This is a genomic window from Mesorhizobium sp. M7A.F.Ca.US.006.01.1.1 (assembly GCF_003997935.1).
In the GTDB taxonomy this organism is placed as follows: Bacteria; Pseudomonadota; Alphaproteobacteria; order Rhizobiales; family Rhizobiaceae; genus Mesorhizobium.
This window is the reverse complement of record NZ_RZQL01000126.1, coordinates 1-20160: the sequence shown is the minus strand read 5'-3', so window position 1 is coordinate 20160 and position 20160 is coordinate 1. Positions and strand designations below refer to the sequence as shown.

Here is a 20160-nt window from a genome sequence, read left to right as displayed (position 1 = left end):
ACGCTGCATCGTGCCCAAGGGGGCGGGCGTGGGGTCGGCGATCGGCTTCCTCAAGGCGCCGTTCGGTTACGAGGCGCTGGCATCGAAGCTGACCCGCCTGTCGCGCTTCAAGCCTGCGGAAATCAATGCCTTGATCGGCGACCTAAAGGCCTCAGCCGAAAGCTTCGTGCGCAGCGGCGCCGGCGGCAGCATCACCTGCGAAATCACCGCTTTCATGCGTTATGCCGGCCAGGGTTGGGAAATCCCGGTGCCGCTGCCGGACAAGCCGTTCGGTGAGGATGCCGTCACAGGGCTAAAGGATCTGTTCGAGGCGAACTACCAGCGCTTCTTCGGCCGCGCCATCGAAGGGCTCGACGGGCTGGAGATCGAGATCGTCACCTGGTCGGTCAAGGCGACGGATATCCGACCTGATGTCGCCAGGCATGAACTTGCGGCAGGCACGCGAACCAGCGTGCCGGCCACCATCCGCGCCGTCTTCGATCCGGCAAGCGGTGCGCCGCAGACCTACGGAATCGTCGAACGCGATGCGCTGTGCTCGGGCGACCGTGTCGCCGGTCCCGTGGTCATCGTCGAACGCGAGACGTCCACCGTCGTCACCACCAGCTTCGACGCCGTCATCCAGAGCGACGGCGCCATCCTTCTGATCCGCAAAGGCAGCCAGTCATGAGCGACATCAGCGACATCCGCATGCAAGTGATGTGGAACCGGTTGATCTCGGTGGTCGAGGAACAGGCTCTCACCTTGCTGCGCACCGCCTTCTCGACCTCGGTGCGCGAATCCGGCGACCTGTCGGCCGGCGTGTTCGATCCGCGCGGCCAGATGCTGGCGCAAGCGGTGACCGGCACGCCCGGCCATGTCAACACGATGGCCGAAGCCGTGCTGCATTTCATGGACGCAATCCCGCGCGAAACCATGTTCGAGGGCGACACCTACGTCACCAACGACCCCTGGCTGGGCACCGGCCATCTGCACGACATCACCATGGTGTCGCCGTCATTCCTGAACGGCGAGCTGGTGGCCTTCTTCGCCTGCACGGCGCATGTCGTGGATGTCGGCGGGCGCGGCTTCGGCGCCGACGCAAAGTCGGTCTATGAGGAAGGCATCCAAATCCCGATCATGAAGTTCGCCGAAAGGGGCAAGGTCAATCTCGACCTCGTCCGCATCTTGCGCGCCAATGTCCGCGAGCCGAACCAGGTGGTCGGCGATTTCTATTCGCTTGCCGCCTGCAATGAAGTTGGTCACCGGCGCCTCGTCGACATGATGAAGGAGATCGGGCTCTCCTCGCTGGACGGGCTCGGCGACTTCATTTTCTCGCGCACACGCGACGCCATGCACGAGCGTATCAAGGCCCTGCCGAAGGGCAGCTGGTCGAACGAGCTGGTCACCGACGGTTACGACACGCCGGTAAAGCTGGCTGCAAAAGTGTCGGTCCGCGACGACCATGTCGAGGTTGATTTCACCGGCACCGACCCGATGAGCCGGTGGGGCATCAACTGTCCGATCATCTACAGCAAGGCCTATGCCTGCTACGCGCTGAAATGCGTGGTGGCGCCCGACATCCCCAACAACGCCGCCTCGCTCGCCTTCTTCACGGTGACATCACCGGTCAACATCCTGAACGCGGTGCGGCCGGCGCCGGTGGCGCTCAGGCACATTTTTGGCCACATGGTCCCCGACCTCGTGCTGGGCGCGATTGCTCAAGCGATGCCCGGCAAGATTCTCGCCGAAGGCGCCGGTGCGCTGTGGAACATCCACATCTCGGTGCGGCCGGTCGCTGATGGCTCTGGGCGCCGCGCCGAAGTGCTGATGTTCAACTCCGGCGGCATGGGTGCGCGTCCCGGCCTGGACGGCCTGTCGGCGACGGCGTTCCCTTCCGGCGTGCACACGATGCCGATCGAGGCGACGGAGCATACCGGGCCGATGGTCATCTGGCGCAAGGAACTGCGCCCTAACTCCGGCGGCGACGGCGAATTCCGTGGCGGCCTCGGACAGATTATCGAGATCGAGGCGATCGAAGGCCACGAATTCGACTTCTCGGCGATGTTCGACCGCGTCAATCACCCCGCCCACGGACGCAATGGCGGCAAGCCTGGCGTCGCCGGCGTGGTCAGGCTGGACGACGGCACGCAGATGCGGCCCAAGGGCTGGCAGCATGTGCCGGCCGGCCGGCGGCTGATCCTGGAATTGCCGGGCGGCGGCGGCTATGGCGATCCGGCCAAACGCAGCGCCGAGACGCGGGCGAACGACCGCTCCAAGCAATATATTTCGGAGAACGGCAAATGAGCTACATTGCCTCGCGCCTGTCGGCGGTGAAGCCTTCGGCTTCGATGGCGGCCTCGCAAGCCGCCAAGGCGTTGCGCGCCAAGGGCGTCGACGTGATCGATCTCGGCCTGGGCGAACCGGACTTTCCAACGCCCCGACACATCATCGATGCCGCCCATTCTGCTGCGGAGGCCGGACAGACGCTCTACACGGGTGCTGCCGGCACGGCCGAGGTGCGTGAAGCCGTTGCCGGCAAGTTCCGCCGCGAAAACAGGCTGGATTACACGGCCGACGACATCGTGGTCGCCAACGGCGCCAAGCAGATCATCTTCAACGCACTTATGGCGACGCTGGAGAGTGGTGACGAGGCCATCCTGCCGGCGCCCTACTTCGTCTCCTATCCCGAAATGGTGAAGCTGCTCGGCGGCGCGCCGGTCGTCGTCGAATGTCCGGAGACATCGGGTTTCCGGCTGACGCCGGATGTGCTGGAGAAGGCCATCACGCCAAGGACGAAATGGCTTTTCCTCAACATGCCGGGCAACCCGTCCGGCGCCGTCTATTCGCAATCGGATCTGCAGGCGCTGGGAGCGGTTCTGGCAAGGCACAAGCAGGTGCTTGTGCTCTCCGACGAGATCTACGAGCATATCCTGTTCGACGGCCGCGAATTCGTTTCCTTCGGCAAGGCCTGCCCGGAACTCAGGGACCGCACGCTGATCGTCAATGGCGTCTCGAAATCCTATGCGATGACCGGCTGGCGTGTCGGCTACGCCGCCGGACCGGCGCCACTGGTGAAGGCGATGTCGACCATCCAGAGCCAGTCCTGCACCTCCGTCTGCTCCATCGCGCAGGCAGCGACGGTCGCCGCGCTCAACGGCCCGCAGGACGAACCGGCACGCTTCCGGCAAGCGTTCGAGGCGCGGCGTGATCTGGTCGTCGATGGCATCAGGAAGATCAACGGCCTCGCGCTGTCACCGCCGGACGGCGCCTTCTATGCCTATATCGGCTGCGCCGACCTGATCGGCCGCAAGACGGCCGGGGGTGTCATTCTGGAGGACGACGCGGCGGTGGCAAACTATCTGTTGAACGAAGGCCGCGTGGCGTCCGTGCCGGGCGCCGCCTATGGACTTTCACCCTATTTTCGTATCTCGACCGCGACCAGCGAAGAGGTGCTGACCGAGGCGATCGCGCGGATCAACGCCGCCGTCGCGCAAGTGGAGTAGATGATGCCGCATTACGACCGTATCCTGATCACCGGCGCCGCCGGTCGCCTCGGCTCGCAACTGCGCAAGGGGCTCGCGCCGCTGGCGAAGACGATCCGGCTAGCGGGGCGTGAACCGTTCGGCGATCTCGCGGAGCATGAAGAGGAAGCGGTCTTCGACCTCGCCGACATGGAGGCGACGATCGCGGCGACCAAGGACTGCGACGCGATCGTGCATTTCGGCGGCGCGCCGCTCGAATGCGAATGGCAGACGATCCTCGATTCCAGCATCCGCGGCTCCTACCACATCTATGAAGGCGCGCGGAAACACGGCGTGAAGCGCGTCATCTACGCTTCATCGGTGCATGCCATCGGTTTTCATGAAGTCGAAGCCCAAATTGGCGTCGATGCGCCGGTGCGCCCCGACAGTCTCTATGGCGTGTCGAAAAATTTCGTCGAAAGCCTGAGCAGGCTCTACTGGGACAAGTTTGGCATCGAGACGGCGTGCCTGCGCATCTTTTCGTCTTTCGAGGAACCCACCGACCGCCGCCATCTCTGGTCTTACCTCTCATTCGATGACTGTGTGCGTTTGGTGGAAGCGTCGCTCACGGCGCCACGTGTGGCGCATACAATTTCGTTTGGATTGTCCAACAACAAGGTGAAGACCGTCGACAACAGCGGCGCCAACCATCTCGGCTATACTCCGAAGGACAATTCCGAGCCGTTTCGGGCTGCGGTTGAAGCCGTGACCGCAGTGCCAGATCCGAAATCGCTTCACACACGGTATCTTGGCGGATTCTTCTGCGAACTTGGCCATCCGGACGACTAGCGGAGTGCAACAGCTTACAATCGCCGCAGCTACCTGCGGCGAAGTCGTCACAACATCCGTCTATGGAAGAGCAATGTGATCGAGACTTTTTGCGCTTCAAAACAAAATCGGAGCAGGCTTGCTGCCCTTCCCGGTCACTCCTTTTACGTCGGACGCTAGCAGGACAGACCTGGACGCCCTAGTGCCACATCGATCGTCTGGCCTCATACGTCGCTGCAGGGCTGTTCGTTGCGGGAGGCAGAGTCTGAGTCCGGATGAGCTTGTCGCGGCCGTAAAAGCAGCAAACGAGGATGCCCATCATCGCGTGGTTTGGCTATGGGACGGCGATAGTTACCGGCCTCGCCCGGTGCTTCGAGTAAGCGGGTGCTGACGCTCTCTTGCTCTTGCCGCAACACCTGATCGGTCAGAACAGGAGGGGCTGTTTCGACACTTCAACCACGTTTGCGTCTCCGTGAGCATCGGCGTGATCGTTTACGCGCGGGACAATTGCAACCCTCAACCAAATACATTCGCGTGTCTTGGGGAAGCCTGCCCTAATCTCATCGGTTTGAAGGAACGTATTGAGTTGCTTACCCAGACTTGTGTCACTTTGGGCGATCGGCCTGGTATATCGGTGCGGTGCCCACAGGCGGGGTCTCGATAAGGCACACCTGGACGTTGGGGTCACGACATATTCGTCAGCCGTTTACAACTTCGTTCCGGAGCAAGCACTTAATTCCACAGCGCTCTCGCAAGCCGATGCGACGCCGAGCCTGCCCAACAGCCCGGACTTGCTCAGTGGAGCGATTTCAGTCGGTTGCTCTAACCTGCGCGGATAGCGTTGTGGGCGTCCGGTTCGAAGTGCGGGCTGACACCCAGTGTCGAAACCATCGATTTGCCGCCAATGGCGCGCCGCTATTCCGCCGCCGCACTAACCGACTCAAGTATGGCGTCGTGCTTCCTTTTACTCTGTCCGCCCGGTTGGCCATCGCAACGTAGGACCAACCCTCACTACGATGGTAAGATGCCGGCCCCCCTGCCGACTAACATCCAAGGTTGCGCTTCAGCGATAATCGTTTATCGATTGAATGTCATGCTGTTGATTCTGTTTCTACCGCTGTCGGACCGGGTTAGCTAGTGTGCGCTCCAGCAGCAGGAACCTGTAAGTCGCTCAGCAATTGCATTCAGCGCGGGAGCAGGCTGACCGAGCGTCGACTGCACGACGAAAGCTCTGTATATGCCTAATCAAGGGCGCCGCAGCTTAAACTGGCGCATAATGGATAGGAGCCCCACCTTGGCGCGTTCAGCATCAAGCGGCAAAGTTTCCGAGGACGGCAACATTAGCCAATCGGCTGCGACGATCGTGGCCGATGCCCTTCGCGTCAACATCTTGCACCATACGCTGGAGGGCGGTGAGCGGCTGCGGCAGGATGCGATCGCCGCGCGTTTTGGCGTGAGTCAGATGATTGTTCGCGAGGCATTCAAGCAACTGGCGTCGGAAGGTTTTTTAAAGCTCGAACCGCGCCGAGGCGTCAGCGTTGCCGTGATGGGTGCCGACGAAGCTTGGGAGATCACGCAATTGCGGAGCCTGATAGAGGCGGAAGCATTGCAGTGGGCAATCCCGGAGATGACACAGGACGATTTGGCGCAGGCTAGACGCATCCTCGTTGAACTCGACAAGGCCAAATCGATCGACAAGATCATTCTGTTGAATGCCCGTTTTCACGAGACGCTCTATTCTCCCTGCAAAAGGGAGCGAACGCTCTCGCTGATCGCCACCCTGCGTACAAATTTCGAGCGTTATCTCCGCTTCACGTGGCAAGAAACGCTTCACCGCGAGCAATCGCAATTGGAGCATTGGGACATCCTCACGCTTTGTGAAAAAAAGGACAGTCACCGTGCCGCCGCTGCACTAAAGAAGCACATTTCCGCCACCGGAGATTTGCTGGCAGAACGACTGCGTTCCGATACCCGATAAGCTTGGTCTCTCTAGCGCGCAGGTTCGTGGGCGGCGTCAATCAAAAGCGAGCCATGTCCGGCCTAGATGCGAAGCTGTGGCCCGAGTTGCCCTGCGCGTCGTCCCTGCTCTATACGCAAACTGTTTCCGAACCCTGGAACACCGTGGACGATGTTGACTCGTTCTCGATTAGCGATTATCGCTAATTTCATGATTTTCGTTTGGAGACTGCAATGCTGAAGCTTGCCGATTTTGATGCCGTCACTTTTGATGTCTATGGCACCCTGATTAACTGGGAGCCGTCCATAGTCGCGTTTCTGCGTCGCTGGGCTGACAGGAATAGCGTGCGATCGTCGGACAGTAATCTGATCATGGCGTTCGACCGCGCTCGCGCAGCGATACAGAAGGAACGCCCCGCCCCCCTTTATCCGGAAGTGCTGCGTCGTTGCTTTGACAACATTGCCGGGGACTTTGACGTGGCTCTGGTCGACGACGATCGAGAGGCGTTCGCCGCAATGACCCATGAGTGGCCAGCCTACCCTGACAGTCATGACGGACTTACAGCGCTGCAGGCGCGTGCCAAGATTGGCGCCTTGAGCAACATCGACAACGCTTCGCTTCGCAGCTCATGCGAGAAACTCGACTTCCGTTTTGACGTCGTGGTCACGGCCGAAAGGGTTGGTGCCTACAAGCCTGATTGGCCGCATTTCAATACAGGCATCAGCGATCTTGCCGCCCTCGGCATACCGACCCACCGCATCCTCCACGTCGGTCAAAGCCTCCGCGCAGACGTGACGCCTGCAAACAAGCTTGGACTTAAATGTGCCTGGATTAACAGACCTGACCGGCTGCTTGGCCTATATGGAGAGGGAGCGGGCGAAGCTGTCCCGGATCTGACCGTGTCAAGCCTCAAAGAGCTCATCGACGTCATCGCGTAGCTGAAGGCTAAGCAAATCCTAGCAAAGCACGGACACGTCGACGTGTTCGCTTCGACAGACGTTCGCGAAGCACCGCATTGGCAGGCCCATCCGATGCACTCTTGCGAGAGACACCAATGACATTGCGCAGACCTGTGCCAGCGGATGTACTGGATGCGTTCGATAGACTGCGGGGGGTGGCTATCAATACACCGATCCTGCGTTCCGATGAACTCGACCGCCGCACCGGTGCGCGCATTTTCGTCAAATGCGAAAACATGCAGCATTCTGGTGCCTTCAAGTTTCGTGGTGCATACAACTGCCTCTCCCAGCTCGACCGCGCCACCTATCCGGGCGGCGTGGTCGCATATTCGACCGGCAATCATGGTCAGGCTGTAGCCACTGTCGGCCGGATGCTCGTCATAGCCACGACGATCGTCATGCCCCACGACGCTCCAGCGATGAAGATAACCAAGGCGCGCAAGCAAGGGGCCGAAGTGGTCTTGTACGATCGGCATCGCGAGCGTCGTGAAGATATAGCCGCAAGGATTGCAAGCGAAAGGCCCGTGGCCGTCGTGCCCCCCGGCGATCATCCGTTGGTAATCGCCGGACAAGGCACGGCCACCATCGAAGCGCTTCGGGATCTGAAAGACACCACGGTCGATGCGATTGTCGTACCTTGCGGCGGCGGTGGCCTTGCCGCGGGCACATGCCTAGCAATTGAGGCGTCGCACTCAAAGGCCGAGGTATGGGCTGCAGAACCGTCTCAATTCGACGACACGCGCCGCTCATTGCTTTCTGGACACCGGGAAACCAATCCGAGACTCGATGGGTCGATCTGCGATGCGTTGCTGGCGCCCACACCGGCGGAACTTCCATTCGAGATCAATCGAGAGAGACTCGCTGGCGTCCTTGTCGCTGATGACGAGCAAGTAATGCATGCCATGCGTTTTGTGTATGAAGAACTGCGCATTATTGTCGAACCTGGTGGGGCGGTGGCACTGGCGTCCCTGCTCTCCAATCCCCTGGCGCTTGCGGGCAAAACGATACTTGTTATTGCTTCGGGAGGTAATGTCGACGACGAGATGTTCTCACGTGCCTTGCGCCGTTGAAGGGCCGCTCAATGTGCTTGGCTGGATCACTGGTACCCCGGTCATTTCTGTTTGAGTAGAACTCAGGCCGGTCAAGAAATGTAAGAAGCGACTGCCTTACCAACATGTGAGTGTGAAATGAAATCTATAGCTGAAAAGTTCAGCAGCCTTGCTACGGACAATGCCCCAGGACAGGAAATGCGACAGGCAGCGGGAGACATAGCCGCGATTGCCATTGGCGAAAGACTGCCTGGCATCGCCGTCGATTTCTCCCACGGCGATGTCGACGCCTTCACGCCCACGCCGGGTTCATTCCGCGCCTTTAGCGAAGGCGTGGCGGCGGGCGGCCGGCAAGCATACACCGAATATCGCGGCAGTGCGGATCTACGGGGACTGGTAGCCGATCGCCTGGCTGAGTTCACCGGGGCACCGGTGTCGGCTGACAAAGATCTGATCATCACGCCTGGCACCCAAGGCGCGCTGTTCCTGGCAATGGCCTGCGCGGTATCGGCCGGTGACAAGGTGGCGATTGTGCAGCCCGACTACTTCGCTAACCGTAAACTCGTGCAATTCTTCGATGGCGAGATCGTGCCGGTGCATCTCGATTATCTGGGCGCCGGCCGCCAGGCTGGCTTAAACTTTGAACAGCTCGAGGCTGCGTTTGCCGCAGGTGCGAAAGTGTTCGTCTTCTCCAATCCAAACAATCCAACAGGAGCCGTTTACTCAGAGGAGGAAATCAGAGCCATCGCAACGCTGGCTGCGCACCATGGCGTCACCGTGATCGTCGATCAGCTCTACTCGCGGCTGGCTTACCCTGACGCCCAATATACGCATCTGCGCGCACTTGCCGGCGAGTTTGAAGGTCTCATTACTATAATGGGCCCCTCCAAGACCGAATCGCTTAGCGGCTACCGTATCGGCGTTGCATTTGGATCATCGGCTATTGTCGGACGCATGGAAAAGCTCCAGGCGATTGTTTCGCTGCGAGCTGCCGGTTACAGCCAGTCCGTGCTGCGCACCTGGTTACGCGAGCCAAAAGATTGGATCGACGAGCGTATTGCCCTTCATCAAGCGATCCGCGACGAGTTGCTTTCCATATTCCGGCAGGGAAGTGGCTTTGCGACGAGAACGCCGCAGGCCGGTAGCTATCTCTTTCCTTGTGTGCCCAAGCTTGCCGTCTCGACTGCCGATTTCGTGCGGCTACTACGCCACCAGGCTGATGTGATTGTGACACCTGGAAGCGAGTTCGGACCCAACGTTGTCGAAAGCATCAGGCTTAACTTCTCTCAAAACCATAGGGCAGCGGCAGATGCGGCGCGCCGCATCGTCGAACTCTCCAAGCGCTACCAGGCATGAGTGATCAGCAGCGATTCAACCCTGTCCCGCAGGGGCTCTACAAGCCAGCAATACGCTGGCGAGACCAGATATTCACGTCCGGCATGACCCCTAGGGAGAACGGGATTCTCGTAGCTCAAGGTGTTATCGGTGTTGATGATCCTCTGGATCGATACCGACAAGCCGTTGTCCTGGCATGCCAGAACGCTATCGCTGCTGCTCAGAATTTGCTCGCTCCGGGTGAGGAAATTGCTCAAGTGCTCAGCATGACGGTCTTTCTTGCGGCGGATGCCGGGTTCCAGTCTCACTCAAAGGTGGCGGACTTTGCCTCAGACCACCTTTTTGCTGAATTTGGACAAAGAGGCATCGGCAGCCGGGCGGCGATCGGGGTGGCATCGCTGCCAGGCAATGCACCGGTTGAGATCCAGTTGACGGTGGCTGCCGGCACCAGGAGCCGCTGACTAAGCGAATGATCCCGCCGGCTGAACTCGAATAGGCACTCTCCTTCCCGCAGCTTCTTCCTGCCTCGATGCAGCGAGTGGAGAGACACTGTTAAGCTTGCTAAGAGTCGAGAAGATGGTGTTGCCATGACCGGTCGATGCAGCCGCAGCACTGTGCGAGCGGACTTCCTGGCAAGCAATCAACGGCAAAGCTGAGTGGCGGTCGCGATTTTGTCGCCACATAGAGCCAATGAGATTGAAGGCTGCGGCCTGATGACTGACTTGCTGGTTGAATTGCGCGTGGCCGCGGGCAACGCCAACCTCTATATTTGCTTGACGATAGCCAGTTCGACACTGGATACCGCGCAGCTCTGGAACCTTTGATTTATCTGGCCAACGAACATCAGACTAATGGCGGTTTCAACGAACGACTACGAACCAACTGGGTGGCAGAACTGGTTCACCGCAACAGAGCGCGTCTTTGCAGCCATAGGACAGATCGATCGCAAGACCAAAAACGGCAGAATCTTGAGCTGATGAAAGGTTGCAGCAGATGACCGGCAGGATAGCCCCGCCTCGCCGGAACTGTGAGTAGCTGTATCCGATGCGACATCGAGGACGCGGCAGCCACCACGATTGCCACGCTAGGAGGATCATGCGACTATCGCTAACGTGGGTTGCCAGGAGTGACTATAGCTTCCAGCATTCCGGCGCGTCGCGTCATCGCTCAGCGCTACGCAGCTCTGGTACCCGCAAATGCCACTCTGTCGCTTCTTGGAATGCATATCCGACCCGTAGAGCGAGGGCTTCGTCGTATCCTTTGCATACTATCTGAAGTGAGAGTGGCAAACCCGCAGAGGTCGCGCCATTGGGCAGCGCAAGAGCGCATAACCCCAAAGTATTTGCAAAGCGTGTGAAACGTGAAGGTGGTTTGTCTTTGTCGACACCAGTAATCGGGATTGCCGCTGTTTCCGTCGTCGGCGTAAGCAGAGCGTCCAAATCACGTAGCGCATGAGCCATTGCCCGTTGAAGTTCGCCCTGCTGTGTTCGTGCGGAAAGATACTGCCGCGCCGAAATATCGCGGCCGCGCCGAATTCCGATGCGAACGGATTCGTCTAGCAACGTCGTTTCGTCGTCTACGACCTCGTGAAAATTCGCGTAGGCCTCGCTGTTTACGATAGTCATGTGTACCGGAAAGCAGTCTTCGAAACGGAAAGGTAGCTCGACGTCTACAATCTCCGCTCCGAGTTGAGTCAGAACCTGGAGCGACCTGTCATAAGCTTCTAAAACATCCGCAGTGGCGCCCTCCCTTTCGCACAATGGCATGCGTCCCAGGCGAAGGCCCAGCACTCCACGCCTCAACATTGGCAGGGGATCCTTCGCCGGGACGATTCCGGCGCTCTGATCGAGAGGGTCGGAACCTCGCATCAGATTGTAAAGCAGAGCTACGTCGAGCACCGAACGGGCAAGCGGACCGGGTGTGTCCAGCGTTTGACTGAGCGGTATGATCCCAGCAGTGCTTATGCGACCAATGGTCGGTTTCAAACCGGTGAGCCCACAGAACGAAGCTGGCAAGCGCACTGACCCTCCAGTGTCGGTGCCGACAGCCCAAGGCGCCAGGCCCGCAGCTACCGCCACACCGGAACCGCTGCTCGATCCTCCTGGCGTTCTTGCGGTCAGATTGTCCCAAGGGTTCCATGGCGCGCCCATGTGCTGGTTGGTTCCCCACCCGCTATAGGCGAACTCCACTGTGTGCGTCTTGCCAAGAATGATTACGCCATTCGCAATAAGGCGTCGGGCGAGCGTTGCTGTCGCCTGAGAGCGGCGATTGCGAAAATGGGCAGAACCGCCGGTTGTGATGCGCCCATTCAGTTCGATCAAATCCTTTAAGGCGATAGGCACGCCGTGGAAGGCGCCGACCGGATGTCCTGACCGGATTGCCTTGTCGGCTGCTTCAGCCGCGAGTCGAGCCTCATCCCGATAGACATCCGAATAGGCATGAAGCTTTTCATCATACTTCGCGATGCGCGCTAGAAAAGCATCCATAACATCTACTGGTGACAATCGTCCGCTTCCAAAATGCTTCGCAAGTACGGATACGGGAAGGAAACACGGATCGTTATTGAGTGATGCAGACATATTATCTCGACAAATGCTTTTTTGATTCTTCGGGTCATATCTGCTGCACGGCTTCCGCCGCTCAGCTCACATGCTGCAGAAAGCTCGCGAAACGCTCGCTCGGCGGAGCGCCAAGCAGGTTCGTCGGCTTGTCGTCGAGCTGGATTTGGCCTTTATCCAAAAAGAGAAGACGGCTTCCGACGTCGCGCGCGAATTTGATCTCGTGTGTCACAACGACCATCGTCATGCCTTCATCCGCAAGTTGCCGCATGACTTGGAGGACCTCGTAGCGAAGTTCCGGATCGAGCGCAGATGTAGGTTCATCAAACAGCATCAGACGGGGTTTCACCGCAAGAGCGCGCGCGATGGCCGTCCGTTGCTGCTGGCCACCCGATAACTCGCTGGGATAGTTGTGCATCCGATCTGCCAGGCCGACTTTTTCGAGCAGCCCTTGTGCAATTTCCTTCGCTTCCGCCCGGCTTGCTCCGCGTGCCTTGAGAGGTCCAAACATGACGTTTTCCAGCGCGTTGAGATGCGGGAACAGGTTGAACTGCTGGAAAACCATACCCGCCTCGAGCCGAATCTGACGCACCTGCCGGTTGCTTCCGCGCACGCTCAGCCCATCCACGATGAGGTCACCACCGCTGATGCTCTCCAATGCATTGATGCATCTTAGAAGCGTGGATTTGCCCGAGCCGGACGGCCCGACCAGGAATACGATCTCGCGTGGATTGATCGAAAGATCTATGCCCTTGAGGACTTCAATTAGTCCGAAACGTTTGAACACACCTTTGAACTCGATAATGCTCATGCGATGCGGATCCGTCTTTCTAGCACTTTAAACATCGCCGCCATGAAGCTGATTATGCAGAGGTAGATTATCGCCACCGCAAACCAGACTTCCACTGCACGGTAATTGTCAGTCATTATCTCCTGGCCAGTTCGGGTCAGTTCGCCGACGCCAATGACGATCAGCAGGGACGTGTCCTTTAGGCCGATTATGAATTGATTGCCGAGCGCGGGGATCATCCGGCGAAAAGCCACCGGCCCGACGATGTGAGTGATGACCTTGCGCAATGGGAGGCCCATGGCCAATCCCGCCTCTTGGAGACCTATTGGTACGGAAAGCAGACCGCCCCGGACGATTTCGGCGAGATAGGCCGAGGAATTGACAACGAGAGCCAGTATGCCGGCGGTGGTTCCGTCCATGCGCACGCCGAGCAAAACAGGCAGCGCAAAAAAGATGAACATAATCTGCACGATCATCGGCGTGCCTCGGATCAATCCGACATAGAGTTGGGCAATGGTCGCCAACGGCCTGGGCGCATAGGTCAAAATAACGCCGACGATCGCCCCAGCCAGAAGGCCGATCGGAAGCGACGCGAGGGCGACCATGATGGTTACCCTCGCTCCTTGCATGAGGCCTGGAAAAGAGTCGAAAAAGGCGGACCATTCAAAAGTCAAGGTCAGGTTCCTCAGCCCACATGCAGTATCGGGTGACTTCAGTATTGCGGAGTTACGAGCCCGACTTCCCAAACCATTTGCGGGTGAGGGAATCATATCGGCCGTCGGCACGAATCTTCTTGAGTGCTGCGTTTGTCGGCTCGACCAACGCGCTACCTTTCGGGAAGGCAAAACCGCACGGTGTATCGGCGCCGGCGTGCTCCTCCAGCAGGCTTGTCTTGTCCTTGCCTTCCGTCACCACATAGTAAGCGAGTGTCGGATAGTCGTACAGGACCGCTTCTACCCGTTTCGCATCCAACGCGAAGTAGGCGTCGGTGACTCCGGGAAATTGCGTCTGTTGTGCAGTTGGCAAGTTGTCCTTGATCCAGGCGACCTGGGCCGATCCCGTGATCGATGCGACCTTTCTGCCGGCAAGATCTTTGATCGTCTTTATCGAACTGCCTGCAGGCACCAGCACCCCAATTCCACTCATGTAATAAGGGTCGGAAAAATCGACCACCTTCTTGCGCTGTGGGGTAATGAAGATGCTCGAGAAGGCGACGTCAATATTCTTGGTCTGCAGAGCCGGAATGAGAGCTGAAAAATCCATGGGTTGGATTTCGTAACTGACCCCAATCTCCTTCGCCACTTCAACCCACAAATCGTAAGAAAACCCGGTATTTTTGCCGTCGCGGGTGAATATAAAGGGCTTGTTTGCTATGTCGGTGCCGACGACGACTTGTTTTTGTTCGGCGTAAGCAAAATTCGCGCCAATGACGCTAGCGAGCATGGCGGCGATAAGCGTGCGTCTTCTCATGAGAGTCTCCCCTGTGGGCCCGGACCTGGGCAGGAACAGCCAACCAACGAAGCGAATGGCGTTTGACCGTCAATTAGCGATAAGCGCTTATCGCTAATTTGTCAATTTGTACCTTAAGAATCCGGCTATGAGGGTGATAAGTACCTTGATTGCCACAGACATTGCTGGGCCTATGGATGTTCCCCCTACTCGTGACAGAACATGGTTGTTATCGAGAGCCTGCTAGGTCATCTACCTGTGCGAGCAACGCCTGCGCCTCCGCTCGATCCAGCTGCGCATAGGGCGGCAAGGTGTTTGCCCAGACCGGGTCTGAGAGCCGCCCGGAAATGACCGCCTTGATGCGTGGCACCAGGGGCCCCTTGGCGATCAGTTGGCGGACCCTGACAGCCCTGTCGAGCGCCGCCGCGTCGCCGTCCCGGAATGCGGCCGCGCATTCGCCAACCGAAAGATTGGCAGTCGCCGAAATCGATCCCGCGAACGCGCCGCGCCTCGCTTGAAGGAGGACGGCCTCGCTGGATGGGAAGACTTTGAGCCTTGGAAAGCTCTTCGCGATCTCTGCCGCATAGTCCAGATCGCCCGAGGAATCCTTGAGCCCCTTTATGCTGCCGTCGAACGCATTGACCAGAAGCGCTACCAATTCCGTGGTGAATTTGATGCCCGACAGGGCCGGGAAATTGTAGAGATAGATGTCGAGACCGGGCGCCTTCGAAAGAATGGCCTCGAAATAACGCCGAAGCCCCTCGTTGGAGGGGTCCTTGAAATAGAAGGGTGGCAGGACGAGCGCGCCGGCGAATCCGGCGTCTGCGACTGCATGTGCCAACGCGACCGCATCCGCCACGGCCGCTGCTCCTGTTCCCACTATCATGCGACTTTTGTCGAGATCGCTTGCGGCGAGCGCCGCGATGACATCAAGCCTTTGATCGCGCGAGAGCGATGTCGCTTCACCGGTCGTTCCGGTGATGTTCAGGCCATAGGCACCTTTATCGAACAGATACCTGCAGAAATCCAAGAACCTGCCGATGTCGACTTCGCCCTTGTCCGAAACAGGCGTGGGAACTGCGGGGATGATCCCCTTAAGATTGTCATCTGTCATATGGCTCTCCCAGTTAATCAGCGCGCGGATTTCGGAAACCGTTGCCACATGCCCTTCAACCGGCAAGCGATCGATGCTCATCTGAGACTTGCTTGGCCGATCGAGTCGGCTGTCATCGATGGCTTGCCCAAGTCGCGTCCACTATGGCATGCGCGAAGCTCTTGCCTCCCAGGCTGACGGTATGTGCAGAGGCATGACGTCGGGCCTCTATCGTACGCAGCCGAGCTGTTCGCGGAACTCCCAGCGCCCATCACGGGTCAACACTAGTGCTTTGGGGTAAAGATAGGCCGTCGTGCAGGCGTGACGAGGAACGATGGGAATGCGCTGGCCGATTTGGAGGATGTTATTGGACACAATCGAATGCTCCTCTTTCATCCCTGAAATGTCGCCTGCACCCGAAAAACGCTTCGTAAGCGGCATATCGGGGGAAATGGCTTTTGAGCCCGCATCCAGCGTCGCGCTGCCGGGCCGGTGGGAAACCACGCTGGTCAGCACGTAGGCCCCGATCTTCCAGTCGAGGTGAGACAGTTCGCAGTGATGCTGTGCACTCGAAAAGATAAAGCTGCCCGGAGACACAAATCGTGCAACATCCTGGGGCCAGATATCAAAGCTCCAACTGCCGCTGGCCGTCAATTCACTGCTAATCCCTTCCGCCGCCAAAGGCTCGATCAGCGATCTTACGCGGCCAACAATGTGTCGATTCTTCTCGACCCTGACCTCTCGGTCGATATCTTGGACATGGCCGTCATACACGTGCCAGCCATCAAACTTTCCCGCAGCTTGAGCCAGCCTTGCGAGGTCCGCTGCCTCTCCCTCGATGTCGGCACCGGTGCGCCCCATGCCTGGGTCAAGATCGAGAACGAGCCTGATGTTGGCCGCCGGCCGGGCCGAAAGTTCCTCGCTCCAGACGCGGTAACCCTCCTCAGAATCGTAAAGGATCTGCACCTTTGCATTTGGATGAGCACATGCAGCCCTGGCGACACGTGCAATGTTGAGCGGGCTTGCAGTGGGATAAGCCCATAGAACATGTTTTGCGCCCGCCCTAAGGCAAATCTCGACCTCGGCGGGCGCGGCCGCTTTGAATTGCGCTATGCCCCGATCCAGCATCCAGCGAACAATCCATTCTGCCCTATGCGTTTTGACGTGAGGCATGAGTCTCTGCGCGCCGCCCGCTGCCAGTACGGTTTGGCGGAGATTATGCTCCATCGCCTCCTCCAGGATTACGAAGCAAGGCGTTTCGACATCGCAAGTCGGCAGCGGCAATTGTGCGATATCCAGGTTCAGTTCGACAAGAGTCTTCGGCATGGCATTCCCGGCAATGGCAGTTGTTGCGCAGTCGAGCAAAACAACAGGAAGGTTTGAACGCGCTGTAGCGGATGTCCCATGCCCAGGCCGCGAGTGATGAAGCAACCTGGTTTGGCCGACCCGCAGAATCGGCCGGTTACACGTCGAAGCAAACGAGCCCGATGAGAGGCCCGCAATTATCGCTTATCGCTAATGAGGCTATTTTCGTCTGTCAAGCCGCAAACGTGGGCGGGATTGACGAAAGGATCCCGCAGATTAAAAGGACCATCTACGGCCCTGGAGAGTTCGTGTTAGCTCTTGTTCGGCACCTACTGGATCGAACCATAGCGTAAGCCAGATGATCGTGCGCGAAGCCTTCAGGCAGTAGCAGCTGAGGGGTTCCTGACAAACGCGGCGCGGGGTCAGCGTCGTGATGCTGACTGCGGACTAGGCCTGGGAAGGACGGCAACTGCGAGCCCTCCTCCGATTTCGGACAGTGTGCGCGCCTCCTCGACTATCTGGATTCGTCTAATTCGGTCGACGCGAAAATCCTACTCAACGCAAAATTTCATTCCAGCATCTCCGCGCCCGCCCGCTAGGGAAGAAACGCTCCATCTGAGACGACTCATTTCCGGAGAGGCCCACTGATTGCACCCCCTACCAGGCCATCAGACCTATGATCGCGCTTCCTTCCGGCCTTTTTCTAGCCGACAGCCCGAGACGGTCCTACCGTGGTCAGAAGCCCCTTCACTCTTGAGGCGAAGTCGCTCTAGATGTGCGTGACGCGCCGGTATCGACAGATATTCTCAATGAATATGCATTGTCGACCGCACGCGCATGGTCGTCTCCGTCTTCACCATTCGCGGACCCGATCATTCCGACTGAGACTTGGTTTGAGGTGCAAGATGACGGAACCACTGTATCTGACGCCGGAGGAAGTGACCGAACGATTTCGTGGTGCAATCTCAACCGGGACATTGGCTAACTGGCGAGCAATGCGCGTCGGGCCAGCTTTCGTGAAGATCGGAAAATCCATCGTCTATCCTGTGGCCGACCTCAACGAATGGGCAAATCAGCAAACCGTTAGGTGCCGTGCGACAAATCGACTCAACGTGATGGAGCATAAACAATCGTGAACATGCTCCGATATAATTCGCATACGCACCCAAAAACCACCCCCATTTTAATTTCTGTCGTATTTTTATGATGCAATATCAACAACATACCGAGTTGAAACGGATGATCCACAATCACCCGTCAGGCGACCCGACGCCATCGCGCGCCGACATCGAGATGACGAAGGAGATCATCGACGCGGGCAAGCGCCTGGGCATCGCGGTGCACGACCACATCATCATCGGGCGGAAAGGATATACCAGCATGAAGGGCCTGCTGCTGATCTAGGTGGCAGGACCTGACGTGGGCGCGAAGCCGGCTAAAACAAGCGACCGACGAAATCAGGAGGAGTATGATCATGGCGAAAACAAAAGTCCTTCTTGTCGGCGAAAGCTGGGTGAGTTCGGCGACCCACTACAAGGGGTTCGACCAGTTCGGCAGCGTCACCTTTCATCTCGGGGCAACGCCCCTGGTCAACGCCTTGAAGGACAGCGAATTCGATCTCGACTACATGCCCGCTCATGAGGCCGTCGAGAGGCTGCCTTTCACCATGGAAGGGCTGTCGCAATACAGGGCGATCATCCTGTCCGACATTGGCGCGAATTCGCTCCTGCTTCACCCCGATGTCTGGCTCCACGGCAAAACGGTTCCCAACCGGCTCAAGCTCCTGCGCGACTGGACGCTGGCCGGCGGCGGCCTGATCATGATCGGCGGCTATTTCAGCTTCCAGGGCATTGACGGCAAGGCGCGCTGGCATCGCACGGCGGTCGAGGAGGCACTGCCGGTGACCTGCCTTCCCAATGATGACCGGCTCGAAATTCCGGAGGGCTTTCGTCCTGAGATCACTGGTTCCAGAGACCACCCGCTTTTTGCCGGCATCGAAGGCGAGTGGCCGCTGTTGCTCGGCGCCAACGAGGTCATTGCCCGCGATCGGGACGATGTCGAGGTGCTGGCCCGGGTGCCGCAGGACCAGGGCGGCCATCCCCTGCTGGTCACCGGGCGCCATGGCGAAGGGCGCACGCTGGTCTGGACGTCGGACATCGGTCCTCACTGGCTGCCGAACAGTTTTGTCGAATGGCCCGGCTACGCGCGGCTTTGGACCAACGTGCTGCGCTGGGTCAGCAAGGCCGTTTGATCATGTCGCCCCAAAGTGCGTTTCTGGGGCAACGACATGCATGAGAACAAAGGTTTGAAGAAGATCAGCATCACCGGGAACAGCGAGCTAGGCCGTTGCTGCCCTGGCTCACGATCCGTTCACGGCGGATCGGTGTTGCAGCTGCCGGCTACCTGGTTGACCGCTTCGCCGAACCCGGCGAGGTCGAAATCAGCCTCGCCGCGCCCCGCCAGCAGCCCGAACCGCCACGAAAGCTGGAGCCGGTTCGCGGCGACAAGGCGCCTGATGCCATCGGCGCCATCGCGCACCAGCATCCGGCCGCGCGGCCCGACCGACCAGCTTTCATCGAACTTGCTCTCTTGGTCGACCGTGATCGACATGGTGATCTTGCGGCTGGCCGAAACAGCGTCGTTCAGTTGCAGCCATTCAGTCCAATGCGGCTCGCCGTTTGCCCGGCAGGCAATCGTCAGGATCGGGCTGTAGCTCAAGGCACCGCCGCCGGTGATCAGCTTGTTGGTGGCGTAGAGCGAGGCCGTGACGAGGCCGTCTTCACTCGTGCCGAAGCGCCAGTTGTCAGGCACGGTGCCGGCCTGGGCAATGCCGCAGACCGAGACAAGGATCAGCGCGATCGCCGAAGCGTGTCCCAATTCGACGAACAGTCTCAACACGCCCTCCAACAACCAAGCGGCTTGCAATAGAAGCGCAGATAATGATCAAAGCTTGGTCGCCACAGGCCGTCGCTCGCGAAGCATGGCGGCTGTTGCAGTTTGGCAACGAAAAAGGCCGCCTCGAGGGCGGCCTTCCTGTTTCAGCGGAGCGCTGGTGTTATTCGGCGGCCTTCTTCTTCGGCGCGGCCTTCTTCTTGGGCTCTTCCGCGTCGTCGGCCGTCTTGGCGTCGGCCTTCTTGGCGGCGGCTTTCTTCGCCGGCTTCGTCTTGACGGCGGTCTCGTCCTCTTCGTCGTCGGCCATCAGCTCTTCCTTGCTGACCTTGACGTCGGTGACCGAAATCTGACCGAGCAGATGGTCGACCACCTTTTCCTCGAACATCGGTGCCCGCAGCGTGTTCAACGCTTCCGGGTTGTTGCGGTAGAACTCGAAGACTTCCTGCTGCTGGTTGCCTGGATAGCGCCGCACCTGCTCGAACAGGCCGCGCTGCAGCTCATCGTC

The 20160-nt window shown here is 58.9% G+C and carries 18 protein-coding genes and 3 pseudogenes; 13 read left to right on the top strand and 8 right to left on the bottom strand.

Annotated elements, in window-relative coordinates; all coding sequences use genetic code 11:
• The 10 genes and pseudogenes from EN943_RS21490 to EN943_RS37690 all read left to right on the top strand — a co-directional run.
• A pseudogene (locus EN943_RS21490) lies at window positions 1-667 on the top strand (hydantoinase/oxoprolinase family protein); the annotation flags it as partial.
• Window positions 664-2283, top strand: a complete 1620-nt coding sequence (locus tag EN943_RS21485) for a hydantoinase B/oxoprolinase family protein (protein WP_127414541.1) — start codon at window positions 664-666, stop codon at window positions 2281-2283. The pseudogene EN943_RS21490 and the gene EN943_RS21485, both read left to right, overlap by 4 nt.
• Entirely contained in the window at window positions 2280-3482 is a 1203-nt protein-coding gene (locus tag EN943_RS21480; RefSeq protein WP_127414540.1) for a pyridoxal phosphate-dependent aminotransferase, read from the top strand. The genes EN943_RS21485 and EN943_RS21480 overlap by 4 nt, the downstream gene beginning before the upstream one ends.
• Before the next feature lie 3 nt (window positions 3483-3485).
• Window positions 3486-4289, top strand: coding sequence for an NAD(P)-dependent oxidoreductase (locus tag EN943_RS21475; RefSeq protein ID WP_127414539.1), 804 nt, complete (start codon window positions 3486-3488; stop codon window positions 4287-4289).
• A gap of 1273 nt (window positions 4290-5562) precedes the next feature.
• A complete protein-coding gene (locus EN943_RS21465; RefSeq protein WP_245475926.1) occupies window positions 5563-6246 on the top strand; it encodes a GntR family transcriptional regulator in 684 nt (227 codons plus the stop codon).
• Window positions 6247-6458: 212 nt separating this feature from the next.
• Window positions 6459-7163, top strand: coding sequence for an HAD family hydrolase (locus tag EN943_RS21460; protein ID WP_127414538.1), 705 nt, complete (start codon window positions 6459-6461; stop codon window positions 7161-7163).
• 116 nt (window positions 7164-7279) lie between these two features.
• Window positions 7280-8254: a threonine/serine dehydratase gene (locus tag EN943_RS21455; RefSeq protein ID WP_127414537.1), complete on the top strand. Its 975-nt coding sequence runs from the start codon at window positions 7280-7282 to the stop codon at window positions 8252-8254.
• Window positions 8255-8371: 117 nt separating this feature from the next.
• Window positions 8372-9589: a pyridoxal phosphate-dependent aminotransferase gene (locus tag EN943_RS21450; RefSeq protein WP_127414536.1), complete on the top strand. Its 1218-nt coding sequence runs from the start codon at window positions 8372-8374 to the stop codon at window positions 9587-9589.
• On the top strand, window positions 9586-10029 hold the full coding sequence (locus EN943_RS21445) for a RidA family protein (RefSeq protein WP_127414535.1): 444 nt from the start codon (window positions 9586-9588) through the stop codon (window positions 10027-10029). The genes EN943_RS21450 and EN943_RS21445 overlap by 4 nt, the downstream gene beginning before the upstream one ends.
• A gap of 195 nt (window positions 10030-10224) precedes the next feature.
• On the top strand, window positions 10225-10392 hold the full coding sequence (locus EN943_RS37690; protein ID WP_164778305.1) for a hypothetical protein: 168 nt from the start codon (window positions 10225-10227) through the stop codon (window positions 10390-10392).
• Window positions 10393-10728: 336 nt separating this feature from the next.
• Here the strand turns inward: EN943_RS37690 and EN943_RS21440 are convergent, their stop codons facing one another.
• From EN943_RS21440 to EN943_RS21415, 6 genes are all read right to left on the bottom strand, one after another.
• Window positions 10729-12147 (bottom strand): amidase, encoded by a 1419-nt coding sequence (locus EN943_RS21440; RefSeq protein WP_127414534.1) that lies wholly within the window; start codon window positions 12145-12147, stop codon window positions 10729-10731.
• Window positions 12148-12208: 61 nt separating this feature from the next.
• The gene (gene glnQ / locus EN943_RS21435) at window positions 12209-12937 is read right to left on the bottom strand and encodes a glutamine ABC transporter ATP-binding protein GlnQ (protein WP_127414533.1); all 729 of its coding nucleotides are present in this window, start codon (window positions 12935-12937) and stop codon (window positions 12209-12211) included.
• Window positions 12934-13590 carry an ABC transporter permease subunit gene (locus EN943_RS21430; protein ID WP_127414532.1) on the bottom strand — a complete coding sequence of 219 codons (657 nt, stop codon included), beginning with the start codon at window positions 13588-13590 and terminating at the stop codon, window positions 12934-12936. Before EN943_RS21430 ends, glnQ begins: the two co-directional genes overlap by 4 nt.
• 52 nt (window positions 13591-13642) lie before the next feature.
• Window positions 13643-14386 carry a transporter substrate-binding domain-containing protein gene (locus EN943_RS21425; protein ID WP_127414531.1) on the bottom strand — a complete coding sequence of 248 codons (744 nt, stop codon included), beginning with the start codon at window positions 14384-14386 and terminating at the stop codon, window positions 13643-13645.
• 208 nt (window positions 14387-14594) lie between these two features.
• Entirely contained in the window at window positions 14595-15560 is a 966-nt protein-coding gene (locus tag EN943_RS21420; protein WP_127414530.1) for a dihydrodipicolinate synthase family protein, read from the bottom strand.
• Window positions 15561-15686: 126 nt separating this feature from the next.
• Complete coding sequence (locus EN943_RS21415) at window positions 15687-16784, bottom strand: alanine racemase (RefSeq protein WP_127414529.1); 1098 nt, start codon at window positions 16782-16784, stop codon at window positions 15687-15689.
• A gap of 884 nt (window positions 16785-17668) precedes the next feature.
• On the opposite strand from EN943_RS21415, the gene EN943_RS21410 reads away from it, so the two are divergent.
• The 3 genes and pseudogenes from EN943_RS21410 to EN943_RS21400 all read left to right on the top strand — a co-directional run bounded on the left by EN943_RS21410 (window position 17669) and on the right by EN943_RS21400 (window position 19014).
• Window positions 17669-17899, top strand: coding sequence for a helix-turn-helix domain-containing protein (locus EN943_RS21410; RefSeq protein WP_127414528.1), 231 nt, complete (start codon window positions 17669-17671; stop codon window positions 17897-17899).
• 103 nt (window positions 17900-18002) lie between these two features.
• Window positions 18003-18167, top strand: a pseudogene (locus EN943_RS21405) (JAB domain-containing protein); the annotation flags it as partial.
• Window positions 18168-18237: 70 nt separating this feature from the next.
• Window positions 18238-19014 (top strand): glutamine amidotransferase, encoded by a 777-nt coding sequence (locus EN943_RS21400; RefSeq protein ID WP_127414526.1) that lies wholly within the window; start codon window positions 18238-18240, stop codon window positions 19012-19014.
• A 119-nt stretch (window positions 19015-19133) separates the two neighbouring features.
• Here EN943_RS21400 and EN943_RS21395 read toward each other — a convergent pair whose 3' ends face one another.
• Window positions 19134-19658, bottom strand: coding sequence for a hypothetical protein (locus EN943_RS21395; protein ID WP_127414525.1), 525 nt, complete (start codon window positions 19656-19658; stop codon window positions 19134-19136).
• 160 nt (window positions 19659-19818) lie between these two features.
• Window positions 19819-20160: pseudogene (locus tag EN943_RS21390) on the bottom strand (trigger factor); the annotation flags it as partial.

Excerpts from the sequence above, each read along its gene's own strand:
- EN943_RS21485 (WP_127414541.1), top strand. The coding sequence starts at position 664 with ATGAGCGACATCAGCGACATCCGCATGCAAGTGATGTGGAACCGGTTG.
- EN943_RS21480 (WP_127414540.1), top strand. The coding sequence starts at position 2,280 with ATGAGCTACATTGCCTCGCGCCTGTCGGCGGTGAAGCCTTCGGCTTCG.
- EN943_RS21475 (WP_127414539.1), top strand. The coding sequence starts at position 3,486 with ATGCCGCATTACGACCGTATCCTGATCACCGGCGCCGCCGGTCGCCTC.
- EN943_RS21460 (WP_127414538.1), top strand. The coding sequence starts at position 6,459 with ATGCTGAAGCTTGCCGATTTTGATGCCGTCACTTTTGATGTCTATGGC.
- EN943_RS21455 (WP_127414537.1), top strand. The coding sequence starts at position 7,280 with ATGACATTGCGCAGACCTGTGCCAGCGGATGTACTGGATGCGTTCGAT.
- EN943_RS21450 (WP_127414536.1), top strand. The coding sequence starts at position 8,372 with ATGAAATCTATAGCTGAAAAGTTCAGCAGCCTTGCTACGGACAATGCC.
- EN943_RS21445 (WP_127414535.1), top strand. The coding sequence starts at position 9,586 with ATGAGTGATCAGCAGCGATTCAACCCTGTCCCGCAGGGGCTCTACAAG.
- EN943_RS21440 (WP_127414534.1), bottom strand. The coding sequence starts at position 12,147 with ATGTCTGCATCACTCAATAACGATCCGTGTTTCCTTCCCGTATCCGTA.
- glnQ (WP_127414533.1), bottom strand. The coding sequence starts at position 12,937 with ATGAGCATTATCGAGTTCAAAGGTGTGTTCAAACGTTTCGGACTAATT.
- EN943_RS21425 (WP_127414531.1), bottom strand. The coding sequence starts at position 14,386 with ATGAGAAGACGCACGCTTATCGCCGCCATGCTCGCTAGCGTCATTGGC.
- EN943_RS21420 (WP_127414530.1), bottom strand. The coding sequence starts at position 15,560 with ATGAGCATCGATCGCTTGCCGGTTGAAGGGCATGTGGCAACGGTTTCC.
- EN943_RS21415 (WP_127414529.1), bottom strand. The coding sequence starts at position 16,784 with ATGCCGAAGACTCTTGTCGAACTGAACCTGGATATCGCACAATTGCCG.
- EN943_RS21410 (WP_127414528.1), top strand. The coding sequence starts at position 17,669 with ATGACGGAACCACTGTATCTGACGCCGGAGGAAGTGACCGAACGATTT.
- EN943_RS21400 (WP_127414526.1), top strand. The coding sequence starts at position 18,238 with ATGGCGAAAACAAAAGTCCTTCTTGTCGGCGAAAGCTGGGTGAGTTCG.